The 26,858-nt window shown below is 64.6% G+C and carries 22 protein-coding genes; 12 read left to right on the forward strand and 10 right to left on the reverse strand.

Features of this window, described 5'->3' with window-relative positions; all coding sequences use genetic code 11:
- The first annotated feature begins 154 nt into the window (after window positions 1–154).
- From N5C25_RS12460 to N5C25_RS12495, 8 genes are all read left to right on the forward strand, one after another.
- The gene (locus tag N5C25_RS12460; protein WP_021202680.1) at window positions 155–1,525 is read left to right on the forward strand and encodes a pyridoxal-phosphate dependent enzyme; all 1,371 of its coding nucleotides are present in this window, start codon (window positions 155–157) and stop codon (window positions 1,523–1,525) included.
- Between the two features lie 123 nt (window positions 1,526–1,648).
- Entirely contained in the window at window positions 1,649–2,833 is a 1,185-nt protein-coding gene (locus N5C25_RS12465) for a cystathionine gamma-synthase (RefSeq protein ID WP_251102941.1), read from the forward strand.
- Window positions 2,830–3,660, forward strand: coding sequence for an ABC transporter permease (locus tag N5C25_RS12470; RefSeq protein WP_159359760.1), 831 nt, complete (start codon window positions 2,830–2,832; stop codon window positions 3,658–3,660). The genes N5C25_RS12465 and N5C25_RS12470 overlap by 4 nt, the downstream gene beginning before the upstream one ends.
- Window positions 3,650–5,008: an ABC transporter ATP-binding protein gene (locus tag N5C25_RS12475; protein ID WP_251102942.1), complete on the forward strand. Its 1,359-nt coding sequence runs from the start codon at window positions 3,650–3,652 to the stop codon at window positions 5,006–5,008. The genes N5C25_RS12470 and N5C25_RS12475 overlap by 11 nt, the downstream gene beginning before the upstream one ends.
- Window positions 5,005–5,586, forward strand: a complete 582-nt coding sequence (locus N5C25_RS12480) for a CatB-related O-acetyltransferase (RefSeq protein WP_159359762.1) — start codon at window positions 5,005–5,007, stop codon at window positions 5,584–5,586. The genes N5C25_RS12475 and N5C25_RS12480 overlap by 4 nt, the downstream gene beginning before the upstream one ends.
- 11 nt (window positions 5,587–5,597) lie before the next feature.
- The gene (locus tag N5C25_RS12485; protein WP_159359763.1) at window positions 5,598–6,635 is read left to right on the forward strand and encodes a class I SAM-dependent methyltransferase; all 1,038 of its coding nucleotides are present in this window, start codon (window positions 5,598–5,600) and stop codon (window positions 6,633–6,635) included.
- A 27-nt stretch (window positions 6,636–6,662) separates the two neighbouring features.
- Window positions 6,663–9,413 carry a glycosyltransferase gene (locus N5C25_RS12490; protein WP_279937023.1) on the forward strand — a complete coding sequence of 917 codons (2,751 nt, stop codon included), beginning with the start codon at window positions 6,663–6,665 and terminating at the stop codon, window positions 9,411–9,413.
- The gene (locus N5C25_RS12495; protein ID WP_251102944.1) at window positions 9,410–10,462 is read left to right on the forward strand and encodes a hypothetical protein; all 1,053 of its coding nucleotides are present in this window, start codon (window positions 9,410–9,412) and stop codon (window positions 10,460–10,462) included. Before N5C25_RS12490 ends, N5C25_RS12495 begins: the two co-directional genes overlap by 4 nt.
- A gap of 41 nt (window positions 10,463–10,503) precedes the next feature.
- Here N5C25_RS12495 and N5C25_RS12500 read toward each other — a convergent pair whose 3' ends face one another.
- From N5C25_RS12500 to N5C25_RS12530, 7 genes are all read right to left on the reverse strand, one after another.
- Window positions 10,504–12,474, reverse strand: a complete 1,971-nt coding sequence (locus N5C25_RS12500) for a hypothetical protein (RefSeq protein ID WP_251102945.1) — start codon at window positions 12,472–12,474, stop codon at window positions 10,504–10,506.
- A 107-nt stretch (window positions 12,475–12,581) separates the two neighbouring features.
- The gene (gene rffA / locus N5C25_RS12505) at window positions 12,582–13,715 is read right to left on the reverse strand and encodes a dTDP-4-amino-4,6-dideoxygalactose transaminase (RefSeq protein WP_159359767.1); all 1,134 of its coding nucleotides are present in this window, start codon (window positions 13,713–13,715) and stop codon (window positions 12,582–12,584) included.
- Between the two features lie 32 nt (window positions 13,716–13,747).
- Complete coding sequence (locus N5C25_RS12510; protein ID WP_116863423.1) at window positions 13,748–14,113, reverse strand: EamA family transporter; 366 nt, start codon at window positions 14,111–14,113, stop codon at window positions 13,748–13,750.
- Window positions 14,110–14,877: a GNAT family N-acetyltransferase gene (locus N5C25_RS12515; RefSeq protein ID WP_279937024.1), complete on the reverse strand. Its 768-nt coding sequence runs from the start codon at window positions 14,875–14,877 to the stop codon at window positions 14,110–14,112. The genes N5C25_RS12510 and N5C25_RS12515 overlap by 4 nt, the downstream gene beginning before the upstream one ends.
- Window positions 14,861–15,871, reverse strand: coding sequence for a glycosyltransferase family 2 protein (locus tag N5C25_RS12520; protein WP_236565132.1), 1,011 nt, complete (start codon window positions 15,869–15,871; stop codon window positions 14,861–14,863). The genes N5C25_RS12515 and N5C25_RS12520 overlap by 17 nt, the downstream gene beginning before the upstream one ends.
- 21 nt (window positions 15,872–15,892) lie before the next feature.
- A complete protein-coding gene (locus N5C25_RS12525; protein ID WP_251102946.1) occupies window positions 15,893–16,831 on the reverse strand; it encodes an electron transfer flavoprotein subunit alpha/FixB family protein in 939 nt (312 codons plus the stop codon).
- Window positions 16,831–17,577, reverse strand: coding sequence for an electron transfer flavoprotein subunit beta/FixA family protein (locus N5C25_RS12530; RefSeq protein WP_058981041.1), 747 nt, complete (start codon window positions 17,575–17,577; stop codon window positions 16,831–16,833). The genes N5C25_RS12525 and N5C25_RS12530 overlap by 1 nt, the downstream gene beginning before the upstream one ends.
- A 262-nt stretch (window positions 17,578–17,839) precedes the next feature.
- Here N5C25_RS12530 and rfbB point away from each other — a divergent pair, with 262 nt between their 5' ends.
- Genes rfbB through rfbD form a run of 4 tightly spaced genes read left to right on the forward strand, consistent with a single transcriptional unit; the run spans window position 17,840 to window position 21,241 of the window.
- Window positions 17,840–18,895, forward strand: a complete 1,056-nt coding sequence (gene rfbB / locus N5C25_RS12535; protein WP_019660969.1) for a dTDP-glucose 4,6-dehydratase — start codon at window positions 17,840–17,842, stop codon at window positions 18,893–18,895.
- Window positions 18,896–18,909: 14 nt separating this feature from the next.
- Entirely contained in the window at window positions 18,910–19,797 is an 888-nt protein-coding gene (gene rfbA / locus N5C25_RS12540; RefSeq protein ID WP_058981036.1) for a glucose-1-phosphate thymidylyltransferase RfbA, read from the forward strand.
- Window positions 19,794–20,351: a dTDP-4-dehydrorhamnose 3,5-epimerase gene (gene rfbC / locus N5C25_RS12545; protein ID WP_004141806.1), complete on the forward strand. Its 558-nt coding sequence runs from the start codon at window positions 19,794–19,796 to the stop codon at window positions 20,349–20,351. Before rfbA ends, rfbC begins: the two co-directional genes overlap by 4 nt.
- The gene (gene rfbD, locus N5C25_RS12550) at window positions 20,348–21,241 is read left to right on the forward strand and encodes a dTDP-4-dehydrorhamnose reductase (protein WP_058981034.1); all 894 of its coding nucleotides are present in this window, start codon (window positions 20,348–20,350) and stop codon (window positions 21,239–21,241) included. The genes rfbC and rfbD overlap by 4 nt, the downstream gene beginning before the upstream one ends.
- Before the next feature lie 75 nt (window positions 21,242–21,316).
- Here the strand turns inward: rfbD and N5C25_RS12555 are convergent, their stop codons facing one another.
- The 3 genes from N5C25_RS12555 to N5C25_RS12565 form a co-directional block, all read right to left on the reverse strand.
- Window positions 21,317–22,720, reverse strand: coding sequence for a mannose-1-phosphate guanylyltransferase/mannose-6-phosphate isomerase (locus N5C25_RS12555; protein WP_058981032.1), 1,404 nt, complete (start codon window positions 22,718–22,720; stop codon window positions 21,317–21,319).
- Between the two features lie 12 nt (window positions 22,721–22,732).
- A complete protein-coding gene (locus N5C25_RS12560; protein WP_279937025.1) occupies window positions 22,733–24,079 on the reverse strand; it encodes a phosphomannomutase in 1,347 nt (448 codons plus the stop codon).
- 97 nt (window positions 24,080–24,176) lie between these two features.
- Window positions 24,177–26,807 carry an SNF2-related protein gene (locus tag N5C25_RS12565; protein WP_285235719.1) on the reverse strand — a complete coding sequence of 877 codons (2,631 nt, stop codon included), beginning with the start codon at window positions 26,805–26,807 and terminating at the stop codon, window positions 24,177–24,179.
- Window positions 26,808–26,858 lie beyond the last annotated feature (51 nt).

Below are 26,858 nucleotides of genomic sequence, written 5' to 3' on the forward strand. Positions count from 1 at the left end.
ATGCGGGCGGCACCGGTCTCCTCGTCGATCCGGGGCCGTCCGCATCCCTTTTTTGCGGGCTTCCGGCCCCGCGGCGCAACGACCTGACATTCATCGCCATCCGACGGATAATCATCGGTCCGGCCCTGCGCGGCGCGAATCGAAAGTCCTCCGAATGCCCATTCATTCTTCCGTCCTCGAACTCATCGGCCAGACCCCGATCGTCAAGGCCCAGCGCCTGGACACCGGCGTCTGCGAGCTCTACCTGAAGCTGGAGAGCGCCAACCCGGGCGGATCGATCAAGGATCGCATCGGCCTGTCGATGATCGAGGCGGCGGAGCAGCGTGGCGACCTGAAGCCGGGCGCGACCCTGGTTGAAGGTACCGCCGGCAACACCGGCCTGGGCCTGGCGCTGGTGGCACAGCAGAAGGGCTACAAGCTGATCCTCGTCGTTCCCGACAAGATGAGCCGCGAGAAGATCTTCAACCTGAAGGCGATGGGCGCCGAAGTCCGCCTGACCCGCTCGGACGTGGCCAAGGGCCATCCGGAGTACTACCAGGACCTGGCCAAGACCATCGCCGAGCAGACCCCGGGCGCCTACTTCATCAACCAGTTCGGCAACCCGGACAATCCGGCCGCGCACGAATTCGGTACCGGCCCGGAGATCCTAGAGCAGATGGGGGGTGACCTCGACGCCATCGTGTTCGGCTGCGGCAGCTCCGGCACCATGACCGGCCTGTCGCGCGCGTTCGCCAAGCTGTCGCCCAAGACCGAGCTGGTGCTGGCCGATCCGGTCGGCTCGATCCTGGCCGAATACATCAACGACGGCGTGCTCAACGACAAGTCGGGCAGCTGGCTGGTGGAGGGCATCGGCGAGGACTTCCTGCCGTCGATCTCGGATTTCAGCCGTGTCAAGAAAGCCTATGCAATCAGCGACGCCGAGAGCTTCCACACCGCGCGCGAGCTGCTGGGCAAGGAAGGCATCCTGGGCGGTTCGTCCACCGGCACCCTGCTGGCCGCAGCGCTGAAGTACTGCAAGGAGCAGACCACGCCGAAGAAGGTGCTGGTACTGGTCTGCGATACCGGCAACAAGTACCTGTCGAAGATGTACAACGACTACTGGATGCTGGACAACGGCTTCCTGCAGCGCCCGCAGCACGGCGACCTGCGGGACCTGATCCTGCGTCCGTACGGCCAGCGCGACACTGTCGTTATTGGCCCGAACGACCTGCTGACCACCGCCTACCAGCGCATGAAGCTGTATGACGTGTCGCAGCTGCCGGTGATGGACGGTGACCAGCTGGTCGGCATCGTCGATGAAAGCGACGTCCTGCTGCATGTCTATGGCGACGAAGCGCGCTTCCGCGACACGGTTGCCACGGCGATGGTCAGCAAGCTGGACCGGCTGGACGTGAAGTCGCCGATCGAGGCCCTGCTGCCGGTGTTCGACCGCGGCCAGGTGGCGATCGTGATGGACGGCGATGCTTTCCTGGGCCTGATCACCCGTATCGACCTGCTGAACTATCTGCGCCGTCGCGTGCAGTAAGCCGCCGATCACGGCAGTTCACCGCTGAATTCCGGTTTATTCGCGTCAAAGTTCGTTAAGGCTGCGCTGATAGACTCCCGATCCTTTGACGGCGCCGCACGTCGGCGCCATTCAGGAAACGACATGTCCAACTCCTCTTCGCCCGACCGCGCGCTGGCCCTGGCTACCCTGGCCATCCACGGCGGTCAGTCGCCCGACCCCAGCACCGGCGCGGTGATGCCACCGATCTACGCCACCTCGACCTATGCCCAGTCCAGCCCGGGCGAGCATCAGGGCTTCGAGTACTCGCGTACCCACAACCCGACCCGCTTCGCCTATGAGCGGTGCGTGGCGTCGCTGGAAGGCGGTACCCGAGGTTTCGCCTTCGCTTCGGGCATGGCGGCCAGCTCGACCGTGATCGAACTGCTGGACGCCGGCAGCCACGTGGTGGCGATGGACGACATCTACGGCGGCAGCTTCCGCCTGTTCGAGCGTGTGCGTCGCCGCACCGCCGGGCTGGACTTCAGCTTCGTCGACCTGACCGATCTGGCGGCGTTTGAAGCCTCCATCACGTCGAAGACGAAGATGGTCTGGATCGAGACCCCGACCAACCCGATGCTGAAGATCGTGGACATCGCTGCGGTCGCCGCCATCGCCAAGCGCCATGGCCTGATCGTGGTGGTCGACAACACCTTCGCCTCGCCGATGCTGCAGCGCCCGCTGGAGCTGGGCGCGGACCTGGTGCTGCATTCGGCCACCAAGTACCTCAATGGTCACTCGGACATGGTCGGCGGCATGGTGGTAGTCGGCGACAATGCCGAGCTGGCCGAGCAGATGGCCTTCCTGCAGAACTCGGTGGGTGGCGTGCAGGGCCCGTTCGACAGCTTCCTCGCCCTGCGTGGCCTGAAGACCCTGCCGCTGCGCATGAAGGCGCACTGCGCCAACGCGCTGGCCCTGGCCCAGTGGCTGGAAAAGCATCCGGCGGTGGAAATGGTGATCTACCCGGGCCTGCCGTCGCACCCGCAGCATGAGCTGGCGACCCGCCAGATGGGCGGCTACGGCGGCATCGTCTCGATCGTCCTCAAGGGCGGTTTCGAGGCGGCCAAGCGCTTCTGCGAGAAGACCGAGCTGTTCACCCTGGCCGAGTCGCTGGGTGGCGTGGAAAGCCTGGTCAACCATCCGGCGGTGATGACGCATGCTTCGATTCCGGTCGCGCGGCGGGAACAGCTGGGCATCAGCGATGCGCTGGTGCGGCTGAGCGTGGGCGTGGAGGATCTGGGGGATCTGCAGGTGGATCTGGAAAAGTCGCTGGCGGGCGCCGCGGAATGAGCGGCATCCAAGCCGAGTTTGGCAGTTCGCTGGGTGCGCTCGTCCGCAGCCTGGTCTCCAATCGCATGCTGATCTGGCAGTTGACCCAGCGTGAGGTCATCAGCCGGTATCGAGGTTCGGTCTTCGGGCTGGCGTGGTCCTTCTTCAATCCACTGTTGATGCTGGCGGTCTACACCTTCGTTTTCTCGGTGGTGTTCAAGGCGCGCTGGGGCGTGGAAACCAGCAGCCATGGTGATTTCGCCGTCATCCTGTTCGTCGGCATCATCGTCCACGGCGTGTTCGCCGAGTGCATCAACCGCGCCCCGGGGCTGATACTCAACAGTGCCAGCTACGTGAAGCGCGTCGTGTTCCCGCTGGAGACCCTGCCGTGGGTCGCGATGGGCGCCACGCTGTTCCATTCGATGGTTTCGGTGGTGGTCCTGCTGATCGCCCAGCTGCTCCTGCGCGGCTCGATCCCGCTGACCGCACTGTGGCTGCCGGTGGTGATCCTCCCGCTGGTGGTCGGCACCATGGGCGTGTCCTGGTTGCTGGCGGCACTGGGTGTCTACCTGCGTGACATCGGCCAGGTCACCGGCATCGTCACCACGGTGATGCTGTTCATGGCACCGGTGCTGTATCCGGTGCAGGCACTGCCGGAGACGCTGCAGCCGTACATCTATCTCAACCCGCTCACGTTCATCATCGAACAGGCACGTGAGGTCCTGCTGTGGGGCCATATCCCGGACTTCATAGGGTTGGGCAAGTACGCAGTAGGCGCCGCGCTTGTCGCGTGGTTCGGTTTCGCGACGTTCCAGAAAATGCGCCGGGGGTTTGCCGATGTCCTCTGATCCCTCCAGCGATGTCGCCATCCGGGTCAGCGGCGTCACCAAGTGCTTCCAGATCTATGACCAGCCGCACCAGCGGCTGAAGCAGGCCGTGCTGCCGCGCCTGCTTCGTGCCGCGGGCCTTGCGCCGCGCCGCTACTACGACGAGTTCTGGGCGCTGAAGGGCGTCGATTTCGAAGTGAGGCGCGGCGACACGGTCGGCATCATCGGCCGCAACGGGTCGGGCAAGTCGACGCTGCTGCAGATCATTTGCGGCACCCTGCAGGCCACCTCTGGAACGGTCGAGGTCAAGGGGCGCGTGGCGGCCCTGCTGGAGCTCGGCGCGGGGTTCAACCCGGAATTCAGCGGGCGCGAGAACGTCTACCTGAGCGCCTCGATCCTCGGCCTGACCCGCGAGCAGATCGACGCCCGCTTCGACGACATCATCGCCTTCGCCGACATCGGCAATTTCGTCGACCGGCCGGTGAAGACCTACTCCAGCGGCATGTACGTGCGACTGGCGTTCGCGGTCATCGCGCACGTCGATGCGGACATCCTGGTCATCGACGAAGCGCTGGCCGTGGGCGATGCCATCTTCGTGCAGAAGTGCATGCGCTTCCTGCGCAAGTTCCGCGAAACTGGCACGCTGCTGTTCGTCAGCCATGACACCTCCTCGGTGCTCAATTTCTGCCAGAGCGCGGTGTGGCTAAACCGTGGCGACATGGTCATGCACGGTACTGCCGAGGACACCTGCAACGCCTACATCGAGTACTGTTCGCAGGAGGTGTACGGCGACACGGTGAAGCTGACCTCGCGCCAGGCATCGCGTGATGCGGCGTCGGCCAAGCCGCGGCCCAAGGCCCGGGTGGAGCAAGACACGCGCCTGGAAATGTTCGACAACGTGGCCAATTCGGCTGGCTGGCATTCCGGTGTCGCCAGCATCGATTCGGTGCTGCTCAGCGATCCGCAGGGCGAAACCCTCACCTCGTTCGCTGGTGGCGAGGAGGTGCTTCTGCGTGTACGCGCCACTGCACACCAGGCGCTGTCCAGTCCGTTGATCGGTTTCTTCGTGAAGGACCGGCTGGGTCAATCGCTGTTCGGTGAGCACACCTTCACCTACATCCAGCCGCCAATGCAGGTCGAGGCCGGTACGACGCTTGAGGCCAGTTTCCGCTTCACGTTGCCGATGCTGCCCAACGGTGATTACTCGATGACCGTTTCCATTGCCGACGGTGATCCGTTTGCCAATACTCAGCACGCGTGGCTACATGACGCTGTGCTGATCAGGGTCGCTTCGCCCAAGCTGCGTTATGGCCTGGTGGGTATTCCCTTCGATGAGGTCACCATGAAGCGGGTAGGGAGGGCGGAATGAACCATGGCTTTATTCCGCCGCTGACCACCGACGACACGCGCGTCAGCATCGGCCGCTTCACCTACGGCGGTGCTACGTTCAAACTGTGGAGCGCAGGCGAGCGCATCGAAGTGGGTGCGTTCTGTTCCTTCGCAGAAGACGTGCTGATCTTCGGTGGCGGCGAGCACCGGATGGACTGGGTCACCACCCATCCGTTGCGCATCGCGTTCAATTCGCCGGGTGCGGGCCAGGACGGGCATCCGCACAGCAAGGGCGTGACCCGAATCGGCAACGATGTGTGGATTGGCCATGGCGCGCTGGTTCTCTCCGGAGTGACGGTGGGCCACGGCGCCTGCATCGGGGCCGGTGCTGTGGTCAGCAGGGATGTCCCGCCCTACGCCATCGTCGCGGGCAACCCCGGCCGTGTTGTGCGCATGCGCTTCAGTGAGGCGCAGATCGAGCAGTTACTGCAGATAGCCTGGTGGAACTGGCCGGTGGAGCGGATCAAGCAGTTCGAATCGCTGCTGTGCAGCTCAAGCATCGACGCATTCATTACGGCCGTGCTGGCCGACCCGGACGCTGCGGCGTCGTTCACGTGATAGAGACTGAGATGATCGATTTCCCGTTGTCGCCGAACATGCTGATGATGCCCCGCAAGCTGCCGCACAGCGCGTGGCTTGGGCACATTCCGTTCGCCAGCTGGCTGGTGGAAGTGGTGCGGCCAAAGAGCATCGTGGAGCTGGGTACGCACAACGGCGCCTCGTTCCTTGCCTTCTGCCAAGCGGTGGAAACCCAGCAGATCAGTGCGCGGGTGTTCGCGGTGGATACCTGGGAAGGCGACGAGCATGCCGGTTTCTACGGCAATGAAATCTATGCCGAGCTCCGCGATTACCAGCAGCGCCACTACGCTGGCATTTCCGAGATGATGCGGATGCGCTTCGACCAGGCGCTGGAGTACTTCGCGGATGGATCAGTCGACATCCTGCATGTGGACGGTCTGCATACCTACGAAGCCGTCCGCGAAGACTTCGAGACGTGGCGCAGCAAGCTGTCGCCGCGCGCAGTGGTGTTGTTCCACGACAGCTGCGTGCGCGAGCGCGGATTTGGCGTGTGGCAGTACTGGAGCGAGGTTTCCTCGCAATTCCCATCGTTTGAATTCACCCACACCCATGGGCTCGGCGTGCTGCTGGTGGGCGAGGAGCAGCCGCAGGCACTGATGCAACTCGCCCAGGCTGCGCGTGATGGTCAGTTCGCTACCATCAACCAGTTCTTCGACGCCTTGGGTCGCAACATCAAGAACGTGGAAGAGATCGAACGGGTGAACCAGGGCCTGACCGCCGCCCATGGTGAGATCGGGCGGCTCAACGCCGAGGAAGCACGCCTGCGCGCACTGCTGGAAAAGAGCAGCGACGCCACCGAGGAGCATTACGCGATAGTGGAGTCGCAGTTGCCGAGCCTGGCCCAGGGCCTGTCACTGCTGGAGCGTCGCGTCATCGAAGGGATGAGCGAGACGCGCCAGGCGCTGGACCATTCCCGTGAAGCCTCGGTCGCCAATGTGGTGGCGTCGGTGATCCCGCGCCTGGACGAGCAGGACCGGAAACTCAATCTCCTCGTGCGCCCGTGGTGGCGTCGTGCCCTTGGCCGCTGAACAAACAGGATCCCGCAAGGTACCTACATGTCCATCGACAAGACCCTACTCAAGCGTGGCCTCAAGCGGGTGGCGGCAAAGGTGCTGTCCATCAACTGGTTCGCACCAGTTCCCGATCGCCTGAAGCTGCTGGTTGCCCGTCGGGCGGGGTGCTGTGACTGGCACTGGTATGCGCGCTTCATCCTGCGTTCGCCCGGGGCGGCCGCTGAAGGTCCCAGTCACTTCCTGTCCTTTGGCAATGCCGAAGGGAAGTCACCGAGCCCGCTGTTCGACCCGGCCTGGTACTGCGCACGTTTCGGCCTCAGGGCGTCCCCGCTTGATGCCCTGATGCAGTACCTCTGCATCGGCGACCGCCTCGGCCTGGCACCCAGCCCGTGGTTCGATCCGCGCTACTGCCGGCGCACCGCACCGTCGTCCAGCGGCCTGCGGCCGGTGCTCGGCCAGTACCTGGTGGATTACCGCAGCTCGGGAACGCCACACCCGTTGTTCGACCAGGACTGGTACCTCAACCAGTACCCGGACGTGCGCGACAGCGGCGCCAATCCGTTGGTGCATTTCCTCTACGACGGCATTCCCGAAGGGCGCCTGCCCAATCCGTACTTCGCGCCGGCGTGGTATCTGGAAACCTATCCGGATGTGGGAGGCAACGACCCGTTCGCACATTTCTTCGCGCATGGCGCGGCGGAAGGACGCAGCCCGGGGCCCGAATTCAACGCGCGACAGTATCTGGACCAGAATCCGGATGTTGCGCTGACCGGCATGAACGCGCTGGCGCACTACCTGGCGGTGGGGCGCCGCGGTGGTCGCGAGCTGGGCAAGCGTCCCTTCTCGCTGTCCGATCTTGCCGCGCCCGTGGCGCCTGCCGACGCGCCGCTCCAGGACGGCGTGGTCGACATCGTCCTGCCGGTCTACCGCGGCCTGGAAGAGACGCGCAACTGCATCGATTCGGTGCTGCGCTCGCAGAACCGCAGCCGTACCCGGCTGCACATCTACAACGACTGCTCGCCCGAGCCGGAAGTGACCGCCTACCTGCGTGAGCTGGCCAGCCGCGAGCCATCGGTACGCCTGGCCGAGAACCCGCAGAACCTGGGCTTCGTGCTGACCGTCAATGCCGGCATGGCGCACGCTCTGCAGCAGGCCGACAGCATCGGAGCTCTCCTGCTCAACAGTGACACAATCGTGACCGGTGACTGGGTCGACCGCATGGTTGCCCACTTAGGGGCCAATGTCGGCTCGGTCACGGCGCTTTCCAACAACGCTACGATATGCAGCTATCCCCAGCTGGGCGCCAACGCGCTGCCGAAGGCGATGGATGCGTCGGCGCTGGACAACCTGACCCGCCGCATCAATGCCGGTGTGGCCGTGGATGTTCCCACCGGCGTCGGCTTCTGCATGCTGATCTCCCGCGCCGCGCTGGAAAAGGCCGGCCTGTTCGATGCCGAGGCTTTCGGCAAGGGCTACGGCGAGGAAAACGACTTCTGCATGCGCTCGGGTCGTCTCGGTTTCCGCCATCGCTTGGCCATGGACGTGTTCGTCGAACACGTGGGTGAAGTGAGCTTCGCCGACGACAGCAAGCCCGGCAAGATCATCGCGCAGAAGATCATCGACGAGCGCTACCCGGATTACGGTTCGCAGGTTGCCCGGTTCTGTTCGATGGATCCGGCCTTCTCGGCGCGCGTACGGCTGACCCTGGAGGTCTGGAAGGCGAGGGCGCGTCCGGTCTCGGTGCTGTTGACCCACACCTGGGGCGGAGGCACCGAGCGTGCCGTGCAGGCCATGCGTGCCTCGCTGGCCGAAACCGGCGAAGTGGTGATCGTACGGCCGATGGAGGACAACAACGGGTCGGGGCTGGTCAGCGTCAGCCATGCATCGGACTTCGATGGCTTCGAGTTCCTGTTCCGCTACCGCACGCCCGACGAGCTGGCCGGGATGCTGCAGGCACTGGGCACCGGGACGCTGCAGATCCACCATCTGGTCGGGTTTGGCCCGTCGGTGCGTCGCGCGGTGGCGCTGACCGGGCTGCCCTACAGCTTCCACGTGCATGACAACTATGCGATCTGCCCGCAGATCACCCTGACCGACGCTCGCGGCAACTACTGCGGCGAGCCTGGTGAAAACGGCTGTGACAGTTGCATTGCCGAGCGCCCGTCCAACGGCGCGGCGGACATCCGCAACTGGCGCGCCAACAACCAGTGGCCGCTGCTGGGTGCACAGGCCGTGTTCGCACCGAGCCGGGATGCGGCGCAGCGCATGCAGCGCTACACCGGCATTCCCGTGCAGGCCGTGTACCACGAGTCGAGCATCGACACGAATCCGGGCCGGCTTGGGCGAGGCGCGCGGCCGTACCGGGTGCTGCTGCTGGGTGTGATGGCCGCGCACAAGGGCTTGAATCACCTGCTGGCCATTGCCGAGGAAGCGCGACGTATGCGTGCACCGCTCGCGTTCCACGTGATCGGCTATCCACAGACGGACGTACCCAGGAACCCGGGATTCAGCTGGAGCGGTCCCTATGCGGAGCAGGACCTGGACGAGCTGATCGAGGCGCACGACCCCGATGCGTTCCTGTTCCTTTCCCAGGCCCCGGAAACCTATTCCTACACCCTGTCGCACGCCCTGCGCGATGGCCGGCCGATTGCCGCCAACCGCCTCGGTGCGTTCACCGAGCGGCTGGAAGGCGTCCCCAATGCACTGATGCTGGCCCATGACGCGACTGCGGCCGATGTGGTACAGGCGCTGGTGACGTGGCTGGAAGGTCTGTACGAAAAGGAAACCGCATGAAACAGCGATTCGGCACGGAGCTGCGTCCTGCGCTGCGCTCGCAGTACGCCCTGCGGATTGCAGTGATCCCCGAGCGCTACGGCACGGTGATGTCGCCGTGCGCGAGCATCCGTCTGCACGCGTTCACCGAGCGCTTCGCTGCCGATGTCCGCTACCTGATGCCGGAAGAGATCGCTGCATTCAAACCGCACGCCATCCTGTGGAACCGGGGAGCGATCGAGGACGCCGACCGGATCGAGCAGATGGCCGTACTGGCCAGAAGGATCGGCGCGCGGCTGATCTATGACATCGACGACAACCTGTTGGCGATGGATGAGCACCCCGAGCGCGATGCATACGCAAAGCTGATCAGCGCCGTGCGTGCGTCGATCGACGTGGCTGATGAAGTCTGGTGCTCGACGGAGATACTGGCATCTGAAATCCGGTCTGCCGGCGGTAACGCCGTTCTCATGCCAAACGCCCTGGATCCGGACCTATGGGGTGCCCCGCGCACGCCAGTGCAACCAATGCCGAAGTTGAAACTGGTGTACATGGGTACAAGGACCCACGACGAGGACTACGCATTCCTGCAGAGAGTGCTGGGTCGTCTGCAGGCATCGCGCCCTGGCAGCTTTTCGTTGACCCTGATCGGGGTGAATGCGGCGTCGGTAGCACTGCCTGACTGGGTCGATGTGCAGTCGCCGCCAGCTCATGTAGGAGCATCTTATCCCGCGTTCGTGCGCTGGTTCGTCGGCCAAGGCCCATTTGACCTCGGCCTGGCACCGTTGATGGCCACCACGTTCAATCGGGCAAAGAGCGGCATCAAGGTGCTTGATTACGCGGCGATCGGCGTGCCTACGCTTGCGTCGGACGTCCCTGCCTACAGTGCCGGGGCCGCCGGTGACTGCTTGCTGGTCGAGAACGACGAAGCGGCATGGCTGGATGTCCTGCAGCAGGTGGTCGACAGCAGGGCCATCCTGGAGCCGATCCGGCAACGTATCCAGCATTGCGTTGGTGAAGGGCATTTTGCCGAGGCGGTTGAACGGCGTTGGTTGCGCATCACTGCCTGACGTGACGCCACCTGCGGGAGATCCGCAGGTGGCACCTTGGATCAAGGCGTCAGGTTCGGCATTGCGATCCACAGAAACGAACAGGCGCCCAGTACCACCGCTGCAGCCACGGCATGATGTGCCAGCCGCTCGAGTTGCGAGCCTGGTCTCAGGTGTGAGAGTTGGGCGCCGAGCAGTACACAGATGCCGAGCACGTACCTGCCTTGTGCCTGGAAATCATAGGTCCAGCTGTGCAGCAGGGACGCGCCCAGCAGGCTGACCGCCGCGCCGGCAGCCAGCAGGAGCTGGCTGCGTCCCAGTTGCAGCGGCTGCGACGTCGCTGCAGTGCATAGCGCCAGAACCACCAGCAGCGTAGTCAGTCCCCAGATCGCCTGGTAATAGGCCAGTGGAGCGTAGTACTGCATGTAGCCGTAGACGCCGAACAGGCTTTTGGCCGTGGCCACCTGCCATAGCAGGGGAGGCTGGAGCATCTGCGGGAGCGAATAGCCCTGTTCGTACATGCGAAGGCCGGGGGACGGTGCCGCGTCGCTGGGCTTGAAACCGGGAGCTGCATGGACTTCACGTAGATGATCGACCAGCTCCGCCTTCTGCGAGCCACTGCCGTTGCGCAGGACATCCACTGCGATCCATGGAGCTGCCAATGCCAGAGCCAGCGCAAACAGCGCGCCGAGGCGGTAGGCAGGCGCCAGCATCCGGCTGCGGGCAAGTCTCCAGCCGTCGTAAGCCAGGATCATTACCGAAGTGGCGGACAGGACGGCCAGGAGCCAGCCGAGTCCGTAAGCTTGATGAAGTGCGTGTCCTGCGGCCGCCCACAGAATTCCCGACGTGCAGACGATCGCCATGGCGAGCGACGAGCGGACGGGCAGGCGCAATCCGGCTGATGCCAGCGTGGTGGCGATGAAGACCGCGACTGGCCAATAGTTCCGCTTGGAGATGATAAGCAGGCCCAGGCACAGCGCGAACAGCAGGGCGTGCACGATCACCACCCGCTCGGCGTGGCGCTCACCCAGCAGGTAGCTGCGCAGCGGACTCTCGCGTGTCAACGCAATGCCTGCAGCAAGGCTTGCGGCGGCCAGAGGAAGCGCATCGCCGTTCATGTACGAAAAGACATACCACGCCTGCGGCGTGACCAGGACCGGTACGAGAGTGAACGGAGAGAGACGCAGCAAGAAAACGGCTGCGATCAGTAATAGCAATATCGATGCCTGATAGAGCCTGAATCCCTGACGTTCGGTCAGACCAGCCTGCGCTGCGACGTTGCTCGCTTTGCCTGCGAACAAATACGTCACGTTCCATTCGGCGAGATAGCTGACGCCGTAGGGACTCGCCTGGTACGAGGGCAGCATCTCCGGCGAATCAAGCGCCGGCGGCAGCCAATGACTGTTGAAATAACGTGCACCCGCCTCATGCAGGTCCTCGTCAGGGCTGACCGAGTGGGAGAGGGTGGCAAACCCTGCGAGCGCGAGCACCAGCGATGCGCAGATCAGTGATGGCCATGCATAGCCACCGGTATGAGCCATCTGCAGGCCCATCGCAATCGCAAGACAAAGGCCGAGGCCGACCCAGGCCAGCCGGGCAAGTCGATGCTGCAAGCGCGATGCATTTTCCGCAGGCGTGGGAAGTGCCATCACCAGTTGCGGGTCGCCAGCACCTGGCAGCAACTGGTAGCGCCCATCCTGGCCTAGCGCTTCGATGGGAACGAGCTCGTTCAGATGGGTCGGGACAAGCGGGGTCGCAGCCGAGGGCATTGAGCCCTCGATCCGCACATCGCGTACAGCGACGGTCGACGCGCTGGTGGGAGGATCCAGGCGAAGCGTGAATGTACGTCCCGGTGGGAGCTGCAGCTGCAGATGCGAGCTGCCTGCGGGCAGCTCCCGCGTCACTGACCCGGCCTCGGAGAAACCATTGCCCTGGTCGAAGAAGACCTGCAATGAGCCGGCAGCCGGCAGTTCCACGTCGAGCGTGAGCTCGGCATTGCTGTACCGGCGTGAGCCCGCCAGCACGACCAGCAACGCGGCGATGACCAGAACGATTAGTTGGCCTCTACGGAACCGAGCCAACCCCTGCCACCAGCTGGAACACTGATGGAGCAATCCGGCGGCCGGTTGGGAGGCGCTTGTCATTCCGCCATGCCCAGGACTTCATCGGCGGCTGCGAAGATCGCATCGAGATGATCCTCAACGCCGATCCACAACGGCATGCGAACCAGCCGCTCGCTGAGCTCGTTGGTGTTGCGCAGATCGCCGTGTGTACGCCCTGCCTGCAGTCCAGCCGGGGCGGAATGCAGCGGGATGTAATGGAACACGGTCTGCACGCCGCGGGCCTTCATTTCGCTTATGAATCGCGTGCGGGCATCGAGGTCCGGGAGCAACATGTAGAACATATGCGCGTTGTGCTGGCAGTCGTCCGGCACGACCGGCCGACGCAGGTGGCCGGCGGCCTCATGCGGAGCCGCCCACTGCTGATACCGCTCCCAGATTGCCAGTCGACGCGCGGTGATCTGGTCTGCTTCCTCTATCTGCGCGCAGAGGAACGCCGCGGTGATCTCACCGGGAAGGAACGATGAGCCAACATCGACCCAGGTGTACTTATCGACCTGTCCGCGGAAGAAGCGGCTGCGATTCGTGCCCTTCTCGCGCAGGATCTCGGCGCGCTCGCCAAACTCAGCGTCACGACAGAGAAGAGCACCGCCTTCCCCCGAGATGATGTTCTTGGTCTCATGGAAGCTGAAGGCACCCAGCTCCCCGATGGTGCCCAGTGGCCGCCCCTTGTAGCTGGACATGATGGCCTGGGCAGCATCTTCGACAAGCGCCAGCCCATGACGTGCAGCGATGTCGACCAGGGTATCCATCTCACATGCGACGCCCGCATAGTGGACTGCGCAGATGGCCCGGGTGCGTGGGGTGATCGCTGCTTCGACCAGGCGTTCATCCAAGTTCAAGGTGTCTTCACGGATGTCGACGAACACCGGGACCGCGCCCCGCAGAACAAACGCGTTGGCGGTGGAAACGAAGGTGTAGGACGGCATGATTACCTCGTCGCCGGGCTGCAGGTCGAGCAGCAATGCCGACATCTCCAGGGCTGCCGTGCAGCTGTGGGTCAGAAGTGCGCGCTGGGCGCCCGTGCGCTGCTCCAGCCAGGCGTGACTGCGTTTGGTGAATTGGCCATCGCCGGACAGATGACCGTTGGCGTGCGCCTGCGCGATGTGCCAGAGCTCGCGCCCCGTCATGAAGGGCTTGTTGAAGGGAATCAAAAGAGTGCCTCGCAGCGGGCGTTGGAGTGGTTTCAGGCGACCGATCGTGACAGCACGACCACGCCCAGCATTATGATCAGCGTTCCGGCGATCTTGTATCCATCCAGCTGCTCCCGGAAGATCACGCTGGCAAACAGCGCGACCAGGAAGAAGTTGATCGCCATGTACGGGTAGGCCCGGCTGATCGGCATCTTGCTGATGGCGGCCATCCAGCACAGGGACGCGCCGAAGGCCGCCGCAAAAGCGGAAATGACCCATGGCTTGAGCAGCAGCTGCACCAGGTTCAAGGGCTGCAGTGGTGCTGCGAGCAGATGGCCGTGGATGCCGACCTGCCATTTCAGGATCAGCTGGCCGTAGACGGTGAGTACGATCGTGAGGGCAATGAAGAGGTAGCTCATCGTGTCCCCTCACCGAGGGAATGCATCGAGGCGCGTTGCATGCGGCGATCTATGTGGTAGGTGTCGAATGCGCAGTCGATCAACAGACCCGCACGGGCCCATTGGCGCTGCACGGTGTAGTTCCATATCTGCGTGGAAATGACCAGGCGATGGTTGCCCAGGTCGGCATGATGACGCATGACGTGGCGGAGCAGGCGGCCGTAATGCCCACGGCGTTCAAACTGCGGATGAACCGAGTTGAGCAGGATATCGGCGACGCCGTCCTTGATGTCGCAGGTTGCGAATCCGGCAATGGCCTGTCCATCGGACACAACCCAGGTGGATTGGCGCTCATCCTGCGGTTGCAGGCGGCTGTGGGCCCATTCGACGTAGCCTTCCAGGACCAGCGCGGGAGGTATCAGCGGGTTGGCGGAATAATGCGACCGGTAGCCCTGGAAGCCGGCCGTAGCGATGTCGATGATGGCCGGACGATCCGCCGGGGTCGCACGTCGCACCGAGGGAGACCACTCGCCCGATTCCGGGGTGAGGTCAATGCCGTGGTAAACCAGTGTATCGGCGGCAATGACCGTCTCGCCCGCCCGCTGCAGCGCCAGGGCGATATCGGTCCGCCCTGCAGGTACGCGGATGATCAGCAGATCGGCCGATGACGCGGCGATGCAGTCAACGACCTCGGCAAGAGGAGATTGCGGATTGAAACTACCGCGCTCGACACGGATGCCGAAACGCGCACTGTCGGCCGGGGAAAAATCAATCTTCAGAGACATTCGAATGCGTGCCCTGCCACGTGTCTTGCCAGATGATGAACTGGGGACGGCGCTTCGATTCGCTGTGGATGCGGCCGATGTAGAGGCCGACCACGCCCAGGCTGCCCATGATGAAGCTGCCCACTAGCCAGATTGAAGCGAGGATGCTGGTGAAGCCCGCCACCCTGATGTCACCGGCCCAGTAACGGTAGACCGCCAGAAGTGCGATGCCCGCACCGATGGCGGCCAGTGCAAATGCCGCCGTCATGACCAGTCGCAGGGGCTTGTCGGAGAACGACAGCGCGATCCGGGTCGCCATCTGCAGGAGCTTGCGCAGCGTGTAGCCACTCTTGCCCTCCGTACGACGACCATGCGACACCGGTACGCGCAGGGTTTTAAAACCAGTCCAGCGGGCCATCAGAGGGAGGAAGCGATCCGTCTCAGGCATCGCATTCATGGCATCAACAGCCTTGCGGCTGTAGGCACCGAAATTGGCCGTCGAAGGATCATAGTCGGTATCGGTCAGCCATCCCAGTGCCTTGTAGAAGGCACTGGAACCGCTTCGCTTCAGCCAGGTGTCCTGGCGTTCCACCCGCTGGCCCAGCACGATCTCGTTGTCACCTTCCAGGCCTGCCAGCAGCGAGGGAATTTCCTCGGGGACATCCTGTAGGTCACAATCCATGACAATGACACGGCTGCCCTGGGCGTACTGCAGTCCGGCACTGATTGCCGCATGCTGTCCGAAGTTGCGGGACAGGCGCAGGCCGCGAACCCGGGAAGACAGCTTCCCGAGTTCGCAGATCCGCTGCCAGGACTGATCGGGACCCTGGTCGTCCACGAGGATCAGTTCGTGCGTCAGGCCCATGCCCGAGATCGCACCGGCAACACGTTCGGAAAGCTGTTCAAGGCAACCTTCACAACCGTACACGGGCACCACCACCGAAACGTCGGGGGTGGGGCCACTGTCCGGGGGATTCTGATTGCCTGCCTCAGCGCGCATGGCGTACTCACCCATGATGGAAGCCGGAGTCCAGATTCAAAGTGCTGCTTCCAGCTCCGGCAGGATCGCAAACAGATCCCCCACCAGACCGATATCGGCAATCTCAAAGATCGGCGAATCCGGATCCTTGTTGATCGCCACGATCGTACCGGCGTCCTTGATGCCGGTCAGATGCTGGATCGCACCGCTGATGCCCACCGCCACATACAGCTCCGGGGCGATGATCTTGCCGGTCTGGCCGACCTGCAGGTCGCTGGGCACGTAGCCGGCATCGACCGCGGCGCGCGAGGCACCGACGGCGGCGCCGAGCTTGTCGGCCAGCTGGAAGATGACCTTGAAGTTCTCTTCCGAACCGACGCCACGGCCACCGGAGACCACGCGCTTGGCGCTCTGCAGGTCCGGGCGGTCGCTGGCACCGGCGGCCAGGCCGATGAAGCGGGTGTGGCTCGGCAGGGCAGCATCGACGCTGGCCGCTTCAATGGCGGCACTGCCGCCCTGGGCGGCTTCCGGCCACGACGCGGCGCGTACGGTGGCGACCACGATCTGGTCGGCGGGGGCTTCCACGGTGATGATCGCGTTGCCGGCGTAGATCGGGCGCTTGAAGGTGTGGCTGCCTTCGACGGTCATCAGGTCGGAGACCTGGTTGACGCCCAGCAGGGCGGCCACGCAGGGCATCAGGTCCTTGCCGAAGGTGGTCGACGGGCCGAACACGTGGGTGTAGCCCTTGGCCAGCTGCGCGATCTGCGGCGCCAGCACCTGGGCGATGGCCTGCGCGTTGGCAGCGTTGGCCACGGTCAGAACCTTGGCGACGCCAGCGATCTTCGCGGCCTCAGCGGCAACGGCGGCCGGGTCGGCGGCCAGCACCAGCACGTCGATGCTGGCACCGCTGATGGCAGCGGCAGCGCTGACGGTCTTGGCTGTGGCGGCGTTGAGCTTGCCGTCGTGGTGCTCGGCGATGACGAGAATCCTGCTCATTACAGCAACCCCTTCTGCTTGAGTGCGGCCACCAGTTCGGCCGCGTCCTTGACCATCACACCCTTGCTGCGCTTGGACGGCGCGGCGTACTGGGTGGTCTTGAAGGTGTCGGCGGCTTCAACGCCGAGGTCGGCCAGCTGCAGGGTCTCCAGCGGCTTGGCCTTGGCCTTCATGATGTCCGGCAGCTTGATGAAGCGCGGCTCGTTCAGGCGCAGGTCGGTGGTGACCACCGCCGGCAGGTCCACTTCCAGCGTTTCCAGGCCGGCGTCGACTTCGCGGGTCACCGTGGCCTTGCCATCAGCAATCTCCAGCTTGCTGGCGAAGGTCGCCTGCGGGCGGCCCCACAGCGTGGCCAGCATCTGGCCAGTCTGGTTGGCGTCGTCGTCGATGGCCTGCTTGCCCAGGATCACCAGGTCCGGCTGTTCCTTCTCGATCAGCTTGAGCAGGGTGCGTGCGGCTGTCAGCGGCTGGATGGCCTGGTCGGTAACGACGTGAATGGCGCGATTGGCGCCCATGGCCAGGCCGTTGCGCAGGTGCGCCTGGGCATCGGTCGGGGCGATGGTGGCGACCACCACTTCGCTGGCAATGCCCTTGTCGCGCAGGCGCAGGGCTTCTTCCAGGGCGATTTCATCGAAGGGATTGGGGGACAGCTTGACGCCGTCGGTGACCACGCCGGAACCGTCCGGCTTGACCTGAATGCGGACGTTGTAGTCCACCACGCGCTTGTACGCGACGAGGATTTTCATCTGGTACGGGGTCCTTCAGTAACGGGGAGAACGTCCGGTCCTGCAGCAGCAACCGGTTCGGGGGTGGGATCCCGATTCTAGCTGGCTTGGGACGACCATGCGAACGCGTATGGTCATGTTGCGATGCGGCATGGCTCGCGTGCGTATCGTGCGTCGTTCACGTCACGCAGGCAGTCGTGAAGACGAACCACATGTATCCTGTGCCGCTGTGTCGGGCGCTTCATAGCGCCCCTTGGATGAATTTCGATCAGGAGAACAGGTAGTGCCCACATGGCTTGTCACCGGCGGCGCCGGATTCATTGGCGGTAACTTCGTTCTCGAGGCCGTCGCGCGCGGCGTCAAAGTCATCAACCTCGATGCGCTGACCTACGCCGGCAATCTGAAGACCCTGTCCAGCCTGGACGGCAACCCGAATCACGTGTTCGTGCAGGGCGACATCGGCGATCAGGCGCTGGTCACCCGCCTGCTGGCCGAGCACCGGCCGGACGCCGTGCTCAACTTTGCTGCCGAGAGCCACGTGGATCGCTCCATCGACGGTCCGGGCGCCTTCATCCAGACCAACGTGGTGGGCACCCTTGGCCTGCTGGAGGCGGTCCGTGACTACTGGAAGGCGCTGCCGGCCGAACAGGGCGCGGCCTTCCGCTTCCTGCACGTATCCACTGACGAGGTGTACGGCACCCTGGGTGAGACCGGCAAGTTCAGCGAAACCACGCCGTATGCTCCGAATTCCCCGTACTCGGCGTCGAAGGCCGCCTCGGACCACCTGGTCCGTGCGTTCCACCACACCTACGGGTTGCCGGTACTGACCACCAACTGCTCCAACAACTATGGCCCGTACCACTTCCCGGAGAAGCTGATCCCGCTGGTGATCGCCAAGGCGCTGGCCGGCGAGCCGCTGCCGGTGTACGGCGACGGCAAGCAGGTGCGCGACTGGCTGTTCGTGTCCGATCACTGCGAGGCGATCCGCACCGTGCTGGCCAAGGGCCAGGTTGGCGAGACCTACAACGTCGGTGGCAATTCGGAAAAACAGAACATCGAAGTGGTGCAGGCCATCTGCGCACTGCTGGACCAGCGCCGCCCGCGCGCGGATGGCCAGCCGCGCAGCAGCCAGATCACCTACGTCACCGACCGCCCCGGGCATGACCGCCGTTACGCGATCGATGCGTCCAAGCTGAAGAACGACCTGGGCTGGGAACCGGCCTACACCTTCGAGCAGGGCATCACCTTTACCGTTGACTGGTACCTGGACAACCAGGAATGGGTCAACGGCGTGCTCGACGGCAGCTACCGTCTGCAGCGCATCGGCACCGCGGCCTGAACCCAGGAGACACCATGACCCAGCGCAAGGGCATCATCCTCGCCGGTGGCTCCGGCACCCGGCTGTATCCGATCACCAAGGGCGTCAGCAAACAGCTGTTGCCGGTGTATGACAAGCCAATGATCTACTACCCGCTCAGCGTGCTGATGCTGGCGGGCATCCGTGAAGTGCTCATCATCAATACCCCGCACGAACAGGCGTTGTTCCAGCAGTTGCTGGGCGATGGCTCGCAGTGGGGCATGGACATCCAGTACGCGGCGCAGCCCAGCCCCGATGGGCTGGCCCAGGCGTATCTGATCGGCCGCGACTTCGTGGCCGGCAAGCCGAGCTGCCTGGTGCTGGGTGACAACATCTTCCACGGCCACGGCCTGCGCGACGTGCTCAAGCGCGCCGATGAGCGCACCGACGGTGCCACCGTGTTCGGCTACTGGGTGAACGATCCGGAGCGCTATGGCGTCGCCGAGTTCGACAAGAGCGGCAAGGTCATCGACCTGGTGGAGAAGCCGGAAAACCCGCGTTCGAACTATGCGGTGACTGGCCTGTACTTCTATGACGGCAAGGCCAGCGATTACGCGTCCGAGCTGAAGCCGTCGCCGCGCGGCGAGCTGGAGATCACCGATCTCAACAAGCGCTATCTGGGCGAGAGCAACCTGCACCTGGAAGCGCTCGGCCGTGGCTATGCCTGGCTCGATACCGGCACCCACCAGTCGCTGCTGGAAGCCTCCAACTTCATCGAGACCATCCAGACCCGGCAGGGCCTGCAGGTCTGCTGCCCGGAAGAAATCGCGTTTGGCCAGGGCTGGATCACCGCCGAACAGCTGGAGGCACTCGCCGCGCCGCTGATCAAGAATGGCTACGGCCAGTACCTGCACAAGCTCGCCCTGCGTGGAGTTGTTCCGTGAAAGTGATTGAAACCAAGTTGCCTGGCTGCGTGGTGATCGAGCCGGCGGTGTTTGGCGATGCCCGCGGCTATTTCTTCGAGACCTGGAATGCCGAGCGCTTTGCCGCGCTGGGCCTGCCGGATCGCTTCGTGCAGAGCAACGTGTCGACGTCAGCGCAGGGTGTGCTGCGTGGCCTGCATTACCAGTGGCCGCGCCCGCAGGGCAAGCTGGTCAGCGTGCTGGAAGGCGAGGTCTATGACGTGGCCGTCGACATCCGTCGCGGCTCGCCGACCTTCGGCCAGTGGGAAGCGGTGGTGCTGAGCGCGGAGAACAAGAAGCAGTTCTGGATTCCGGAAGGCTTCGCCCACGGTTTCGCCGTCCTGTCCGAGCGAGCGGTGTTCAGCTATCTGTGCACCGAGGTCTACCTGAAGGACTTCGATGCCGGCGTGCGCTGGAACGATGCGGATATCGCCGTGGACTGGCCAGTCAGTGCACCGACGTTGTCGGCCAAGGACGAGAACGCGCCGTTCCTGAAGGACATCGCCGAAGACCGCCTGCCGGTCTACGTGCCATGACCGTTCTGGTCTTCGGTGGCAACGGCCAGGTCGGCCAGGAGCTGCTGCGCGCGCTGGCGCCGCTGGGCAAGGTGGTCGCGACCACCCGCAGCGGCACTCTGCCGGATGGCAGCGCCTGCGAAACCGCCGATTTCGGCCAACCTGAAAGCCTTCCGGCCCTGCTGGACCGTCTTCAGCCGTCGGTGGTGGTGAATGCTGCGGCCTATACCGCCGTTGATCGTGCCGAGCAGGATGTGGAAGCTGCGTTTGCGGCCAACGCGCAGGCGCCTGGCATGATCGCGCGTTGGTGTGCGGCCCATGGCGTGCCGTTCGTGCATTACTCCACCGACTACGTGTTCGATGGCCAGGGCACCGCGCCGTACCGCGAGGACGAGCCGACCGCGCCGCTGGGTGTGTATGGCACCAGCAAGCGCGATGGTGAGGATGCGGTACGCGCGGCCGGCGGTCGCCACCTGATCTTCCGCACGGCCTGGGTGTATGCCTCGCATGGGGCAAATTTCCTGCGCACCATGTTGCGCGTCGGCGCCGAGCGCGACCAGCTGCGTGTGGTGGCCGACCAGGTCGGTACGCCGACGCCGGCCGCGCTGATCGCTGATGTTACTGCGCAGGCGCTGCGGCATCCGGGCCAACTGTCCGGTACCTGGCACCTGACCGCCAGCGGCCAGACCAGCTGGCATGGGTTCGCCGAAGCGATCTTCGCCGAAGCGTTGGCCACCGGCGTGTTGGCGAAGGTGCCGGCGGTCGAGGCGATTCCCAGTTCCGAGTATCCGACCCCGGCCAAGCGCCCGGCCTGGTCGGTGCTGGACAACCGCAAGCTGCAGCAGGATTTCGGCATCGTACTGCCGAGTTGGCAGGATGGCCTGAAGCGGGTGATGGCGGAGATTGCCTGACCCGGCAGGCGGCGTGCCGACCAACGGTCGGCACCCACCCCGACCAACGGTCGGTCGCCTCCAGCGGGCGCCGGGTCAGCTGCGCCCGTAGGTATCCTCGAAGCGCACGATGTCGTCCTCGCCAAGGTAGCTGCCGGACTGCACTTCGATCAGTTCCAGCGGCAGCTTGCCCGGGTTGCGCAGGCGATGGGTCACGCCCAGCGGGATGTACGTGCTCTGGTTTTCGCTGAGCAGGATCACTTCGTCGCCGCGGGTCACTTCCGCGGTGCCGCTGACCACGATCCAGTGCTCGGCGCGGTGATGATGCATCTGCAGGCTGAGTGTGCCGCCGGGCTTGACCGTGATGCGCTTGACCTGGAAGCGTGCACCATTGTCGATTGAATCGTACGCGCCCCACGGGCGGTAGACCTTGCGATGCCACGTGGCCTCGCTGCGGCCTTCGGACTTCAGCTGACCGACAACGGTCTTGACCTCCTGCATGCGGTCGGCCCTGCCGACCAGCACCGCGTCGTCGGTCTCGACGACAATCACGTCATCCAGGCCGACCAGTGCCACCAGGCGCCGTGCATAGGCATAGGTGTTGCGGCAGTCGATGGCGATCACATCGCCCTGATGGGCGTTGCCATCGCCGTCCTGCTGCGAGACATCGCGCAGGGCTGTCCACGAGCCGACATCGTTCCAGCCGGCGTCCAACGGAATCACCACGGCGTCGGCGGTTTTTTCCATCACGGCATAGTCGATGGAATCAGAGGGAACGGCGGCGAAGGCGTCCTTGTCCAGGCGGGTGAAATCCGAATCGCGGCGGGCCTGCTGCCAGGCCTGGCGGCTGCCGGCCAGCATGCCGGGCTGGAAGCGCTCCAGTTCCTGCAGGTAGCGCGAGGCCTTGAACAGGAACATGCCGCTGTTCCAGTAATACTGGCCGCTGCTGACGTAACCGCTGGCGGTCTCGAGGTCGGGCTTTTCGACAAAGCGCTCGACCGCACGCAGACCCTGCCCATCGGCGGCCTTGATATAGCCGTAGCCGGTTTCCGGACCGGTCGGCACGATGCCGAAGGTCACCAGCTTGCCGGCCTCGGCAGCGCCCGCTGCAGCCTGCACGACTGCGCGGAACGCGGCTTCATCGGTGATCACATGGTCCGAGGGCAGCACCAGCAGCAGCGCATCGGCGCCGTCGCGGGTGGCTTCCAGGGCTGCGACCGCGATTGCCGGCGCCGTGTTGCGGCCAACCGGTTCCAGGATGATGGCCGCCGGCTCGGCGCCGACCTGCTGCAGCTGCTCGGCAGCGACAAAGCGGTGCTCCTCGTTGGCGATCACCAGCGGGCCATGCGCGGCGATCGGCGCCACCCGTTTCCAAGTGGCCTGCAGCATCGTCAGTTCGCCCGCCAACGGCAGGAACTGCTTCGGGTACGCCTCGCGCGACAGCGGCCACAGGCGGGTCCCGGAGCCACCGGACAGAATGACGGGCTGGATGATGCTCATGGTCGTCCTTGATTACTGCTGGATTAGGCGGGAAATTTCGTCGGTACGCGCCTGCATCAGCGCGGCGTCACCACGGGCTTCGACATTCAGGCGCAGCAGCGGTTCGGTGTTGGAGCTGCGCAGGTTGAAGCGCCAGCCGCCGAAGTCGGCACTGATGCCGTCGGTGTGATCCAGTACCGGTGATTGCGCCGCGAAGTGCTCCATCACGCGGGCCACGGCAGCCTTGGCATCGGCCACCTTGAAGTTGATCTCGCCACTGCACGGATAGGCCGCCATGCGGTCTTCGACCCACTCGGCCAGTGAGCGGCCGCTCTCGGAGATCAGCTGCGCGATCAGCAGCCACGGGATCATGCCGGAGTCGGCATAGGCGAACTCGCGGAAATAGTGGTGGGCGCTCATCTCGCCACCGTACACGGCGTCTTCGGCGCGCATCTTTTCCTTGATGAAGGCATGGCCGCTCTTGCACTGCACCGGCACACCGCCCGCCTGTTCGACCATATCCACGGTGTTCCAGACCAGGCGCGGGTCATGCACGACCTTGCCGCCGGGATTGCGTGCCAGGATCGCCTTGGCCAGCAGACCGACCAGGTAGTAGCCCTCGATGAAGCGGCCGGTGTGGTCGAAGAAGAAGCAGCGGTCGAAGTCACCGTCCCAGGCAATGCCGAAATCGGCACCGTGTTCACGCACCGCATCGGCGGTGGCGGCGCGGTTCTCCGGCAGCAGCGGATTGGGAATGCCGTTGGGGAAGCTGCCGTCCGGTTCGTGGCAGATGCGGATGAACTCGAACGGCAGGTGCGGGGCCAGCAGGTCGACGATCGCGCCCGCGCCGCCGTTACCGGCATTCACCACCAGCTTCAGCGGCTTGAGCCTGCTGGCATCGACATAGCTGAGCAGGTGCTGGATGTAGGCGCTCTTGTCGTGCTGGGCAACCTGCCCGGCACGCGGCGACTGGGCCTCGGACGTATCGGCGGAAACCGCGTCGGAGATTGCGAACAGGCCGGTATCGGAGCTGATCGGCCGGGCATTCTCCTTGACCAGCTTCATGCCGTTGTAATCCATCGGGTTGTGGCTGGCGGTGACCATCACGCCGCCTGCCGCGCCCAGATGGTCGGTCTGGAAATAGACTTCTTCCGTGCCGCACAGGCCGATGTCGATCACCTCGCGCCCGGTACCACGCAGGCCGGTGGCCAGTGCATCCTGCAGCGCCGGGCTGGTCAGGCGCACATCGTGGCCGAGGACCACTGGACCGGGAGCGAGCTGCGCGGCCAAGGCGACGCCGATGCGGCGGGCCAGGTCTTCGTTCAGTTCTTCCGGCACACGGCCGCGGATATCGTAGGCCTTGAAGGCGGGCAGGGGCATCGATCAGTTCCTTTGTGAGCTCAGTCCCCAATTGTAGTCCCAGTCATGTATGGGAATCGTTTCCATCGGGGAACGCCACCTGACTGGCGTCCGGAGGTCAGCTTCGTGTCGACCGCTTGCCCGCTTTGCGCAAACGCTTGCCGGGCAGGCCCGGCAACGGCGCCAGCAGCGCCTGCACGTCTTCTTCGCTGAAGCGTGGCCCCGTAGCGCCGCCGCCTTCGAGAATCGAGTCGGCCAGCGTGGCCTTGCGCTCCTGCAGCTCGGCAATCCGTTCTTCGATGCTGCCTGCGGCGATCAGCCGGTAAACGAACACCGGCTGCTGCTGGCCGATGCGATGGGCGCGATCGCTGGCCTGGTTTTCGGCCGCCGGATTCCACCACGGGTCGAAGTGGATGACGGTATCGGCGGCGGTCAGGTTCAACCCGACGCCACCTGCCTTCAGGCTGATCAGGAATACCGGCACCTCGCCCTGCATGAAGCGCTGCACCGGCGTGGCCCGGTCCTGGGTGTCGCCGGTCAGGGTCACATAGGCCAAGCCCAGCTGATCCAGTGCCTGCGCGATCAGCGAAAGCATGCCGGTGAACTGCGAGAACACCAGGACGCGCCGGCCTTCCTCGACCATCGAAGGCAACATGTCGCGCAGCAGCTCGAGCTTTGCCGAACCGGCATTGCGGGCCGGGGTGTCGCCCGGCAGCAGGCGCGGATCGCAGCAGACCTGGCGCAGCTTCAGCAACGCATCCAGTACCACGATGTGGCTGCGCGCCAGCCCGCTGCCGCTGATGGCTTCGCGCACCTGCTTTTCCATCGCTGCGCGCACGGTTTCATAGAGATCACGCTGGCCGCCTTCCATTTCCACCGCGCGGGTAATGACGGTCTTGGGCGGAAGCTCTGACGCCACCTGGTCCTTGCGCCGGCGCAGTATGAACGGACGCAGCCGTTGCGCCAGCAAGGTGGCGCGGCGGTGGTCGCTGCCACGTTCGATCGGATGGCGCCAATGCTGGTTGAACTGTTTCTCGCTGCCTAGCAGGCCGGGCAGCAGGAAGTCGAACTGCGTCCACAGTTCGCCCAGGTGGTTTTCCAGCGGCGTGCCGGTCAGGCACAGCCGGTGGCGCGCCTGCAGCGTGCGCAGGGTGATGGCCGCGCGTGACTTCGGATTCTTCACCTGCTGGGCTTCATCCAGAATCAGCAGATGGTAGGTATGTGCCTGCAGCGCCTGCTCGTCGCGCCACAGCAGAGGGTAGGTGGTCAGTACAAGGTCGTGCCCGGGAATCGCCTCGAACAGCGTTTCACGTGCCGGCCCGTGCAGGGTCAGCACGCGCAGGCCCGGGGTGAAGCGTGCCGCTTCGCTCTGCCAGTTGTGCAGCAGCGAAGTGGGCACCACCAGCAGCGTCGGACGGTCCAGGCGACCGGCTTCCTTCTCGACCAGCACATGCGCCAGCGTCTGCACGGTTTTGCCCAGGCCCATGTCATCGGCCAGCACGCCCCCCAGGCCCTGCTGGCGCAGGTACTGCAGCCACGACAGGCCTTCGCGCTGATAGGGACGCAGCGTTGCCACCAGCCCTGCCGGCGGCGGCACTTCGCCCAATGCGGGTGCCTGCATCAGCCGCTGCACCAGTGCCTGGGTGTCCTTGCGCCCGCGGAACTGCAGGCGCGCCGTGTCCTGCAGCGCCTGCAGGCGGCCACGGTCAAGCACAGACAGGCGCAGCGGCGCGCCACGCTGGGCGAACAGGTCCGTCAACAGGGCCATGATCGGTTTCAGTCGTGCGGCCCGCAATGCCAGGCGCGTGTTGTCGCCCGCCGTCAACAGAATGTTCTCATCATCGCCGATGGCGTCCAGCTGGCCACGCATCCAGCGGGGATCGGACTGCAGCACCTGCTGCAGCAGCGGAACCATCGACACGTTGCGGCCTTCCACCTGGATGTCCAGGCCCAGGTTGAACCAGCCCGCATCCGCCGGGTCCGCCTGGATGTCCAGGTCGATCTCATCCACCCGGGTGATGCGATGGCGGAAGTCGTCGTCGGTCTCTACCTTCCAGCCCAAGGCTTCCAGGCGCGGTACGTCGTCCAGCAGGAACCGTGTCCAGTCATGGGTGCGCAGCTGGAACTGAGGTCCTGCGCCCTCCAATGGCGCCCGCGGCGCCGTGTCGCGATGCAGTCCCACCGTGCGCAGCTCGGCCTCGCGCCGTGATTCCTCGGCCAGGTCGCGGGGCAGCAGCGCAAGCTGGCCCTCCGGATCGTGGGCGAACAGGCTCGGATCATCCAGGAACCGCACGTGCTCGTCGTATTCGAAGGCCACGGTGGCGATATCGGCCCATTGCGAAGGGTCGCGTGGGCCGAGCCACGGCGGACGGAACTCGACCGTGTGCAGGCGCAGGACGGGGGTCATCGAACGGATCAGCAGCGTTGGCAGCGTGCTGCTGTCGTCGGGCATGGGGGGCGTATGGTCGATCTGCTGCAGCATCTGCGCCAGCACAGCCGCCACGTGCATGCAGTCGTGGCCGAGCGGGCAGGAACACCGGTTGCGCAGCAGGCTGCGCGGATGGCGAAGACTGGCGACCAGGTCGATCTCCACCCGGTAGGAGTACTTGGCCGGGATCTTTACCTCAGCGACCAGAATGTCACCGAACAGACGCATGCTATGGACTTCCGACAGGCCATGGTCGCTCATTTCCAGCGTCCGGCCTTCCATCCAGCGGAGCAGGTCTTCTTCGGTGTAGGTATGGGCCATCAACGAGGGTGGGGCGGGCACGGGGCCGGCCATTGGCAGGGGAACCCGGCA

Origin of the sequence: Stenotrophomonas sp. GD03958 (genome assembly GCF_029839005.1) — a bacterium.
GTDB lineage: Bacteria > Pseudomonadota > Gammaproteobacteria > Xanthomonadales > Xanthomonadaceae > Stenotrophomonas > Stenotrophomonas hibiscicola.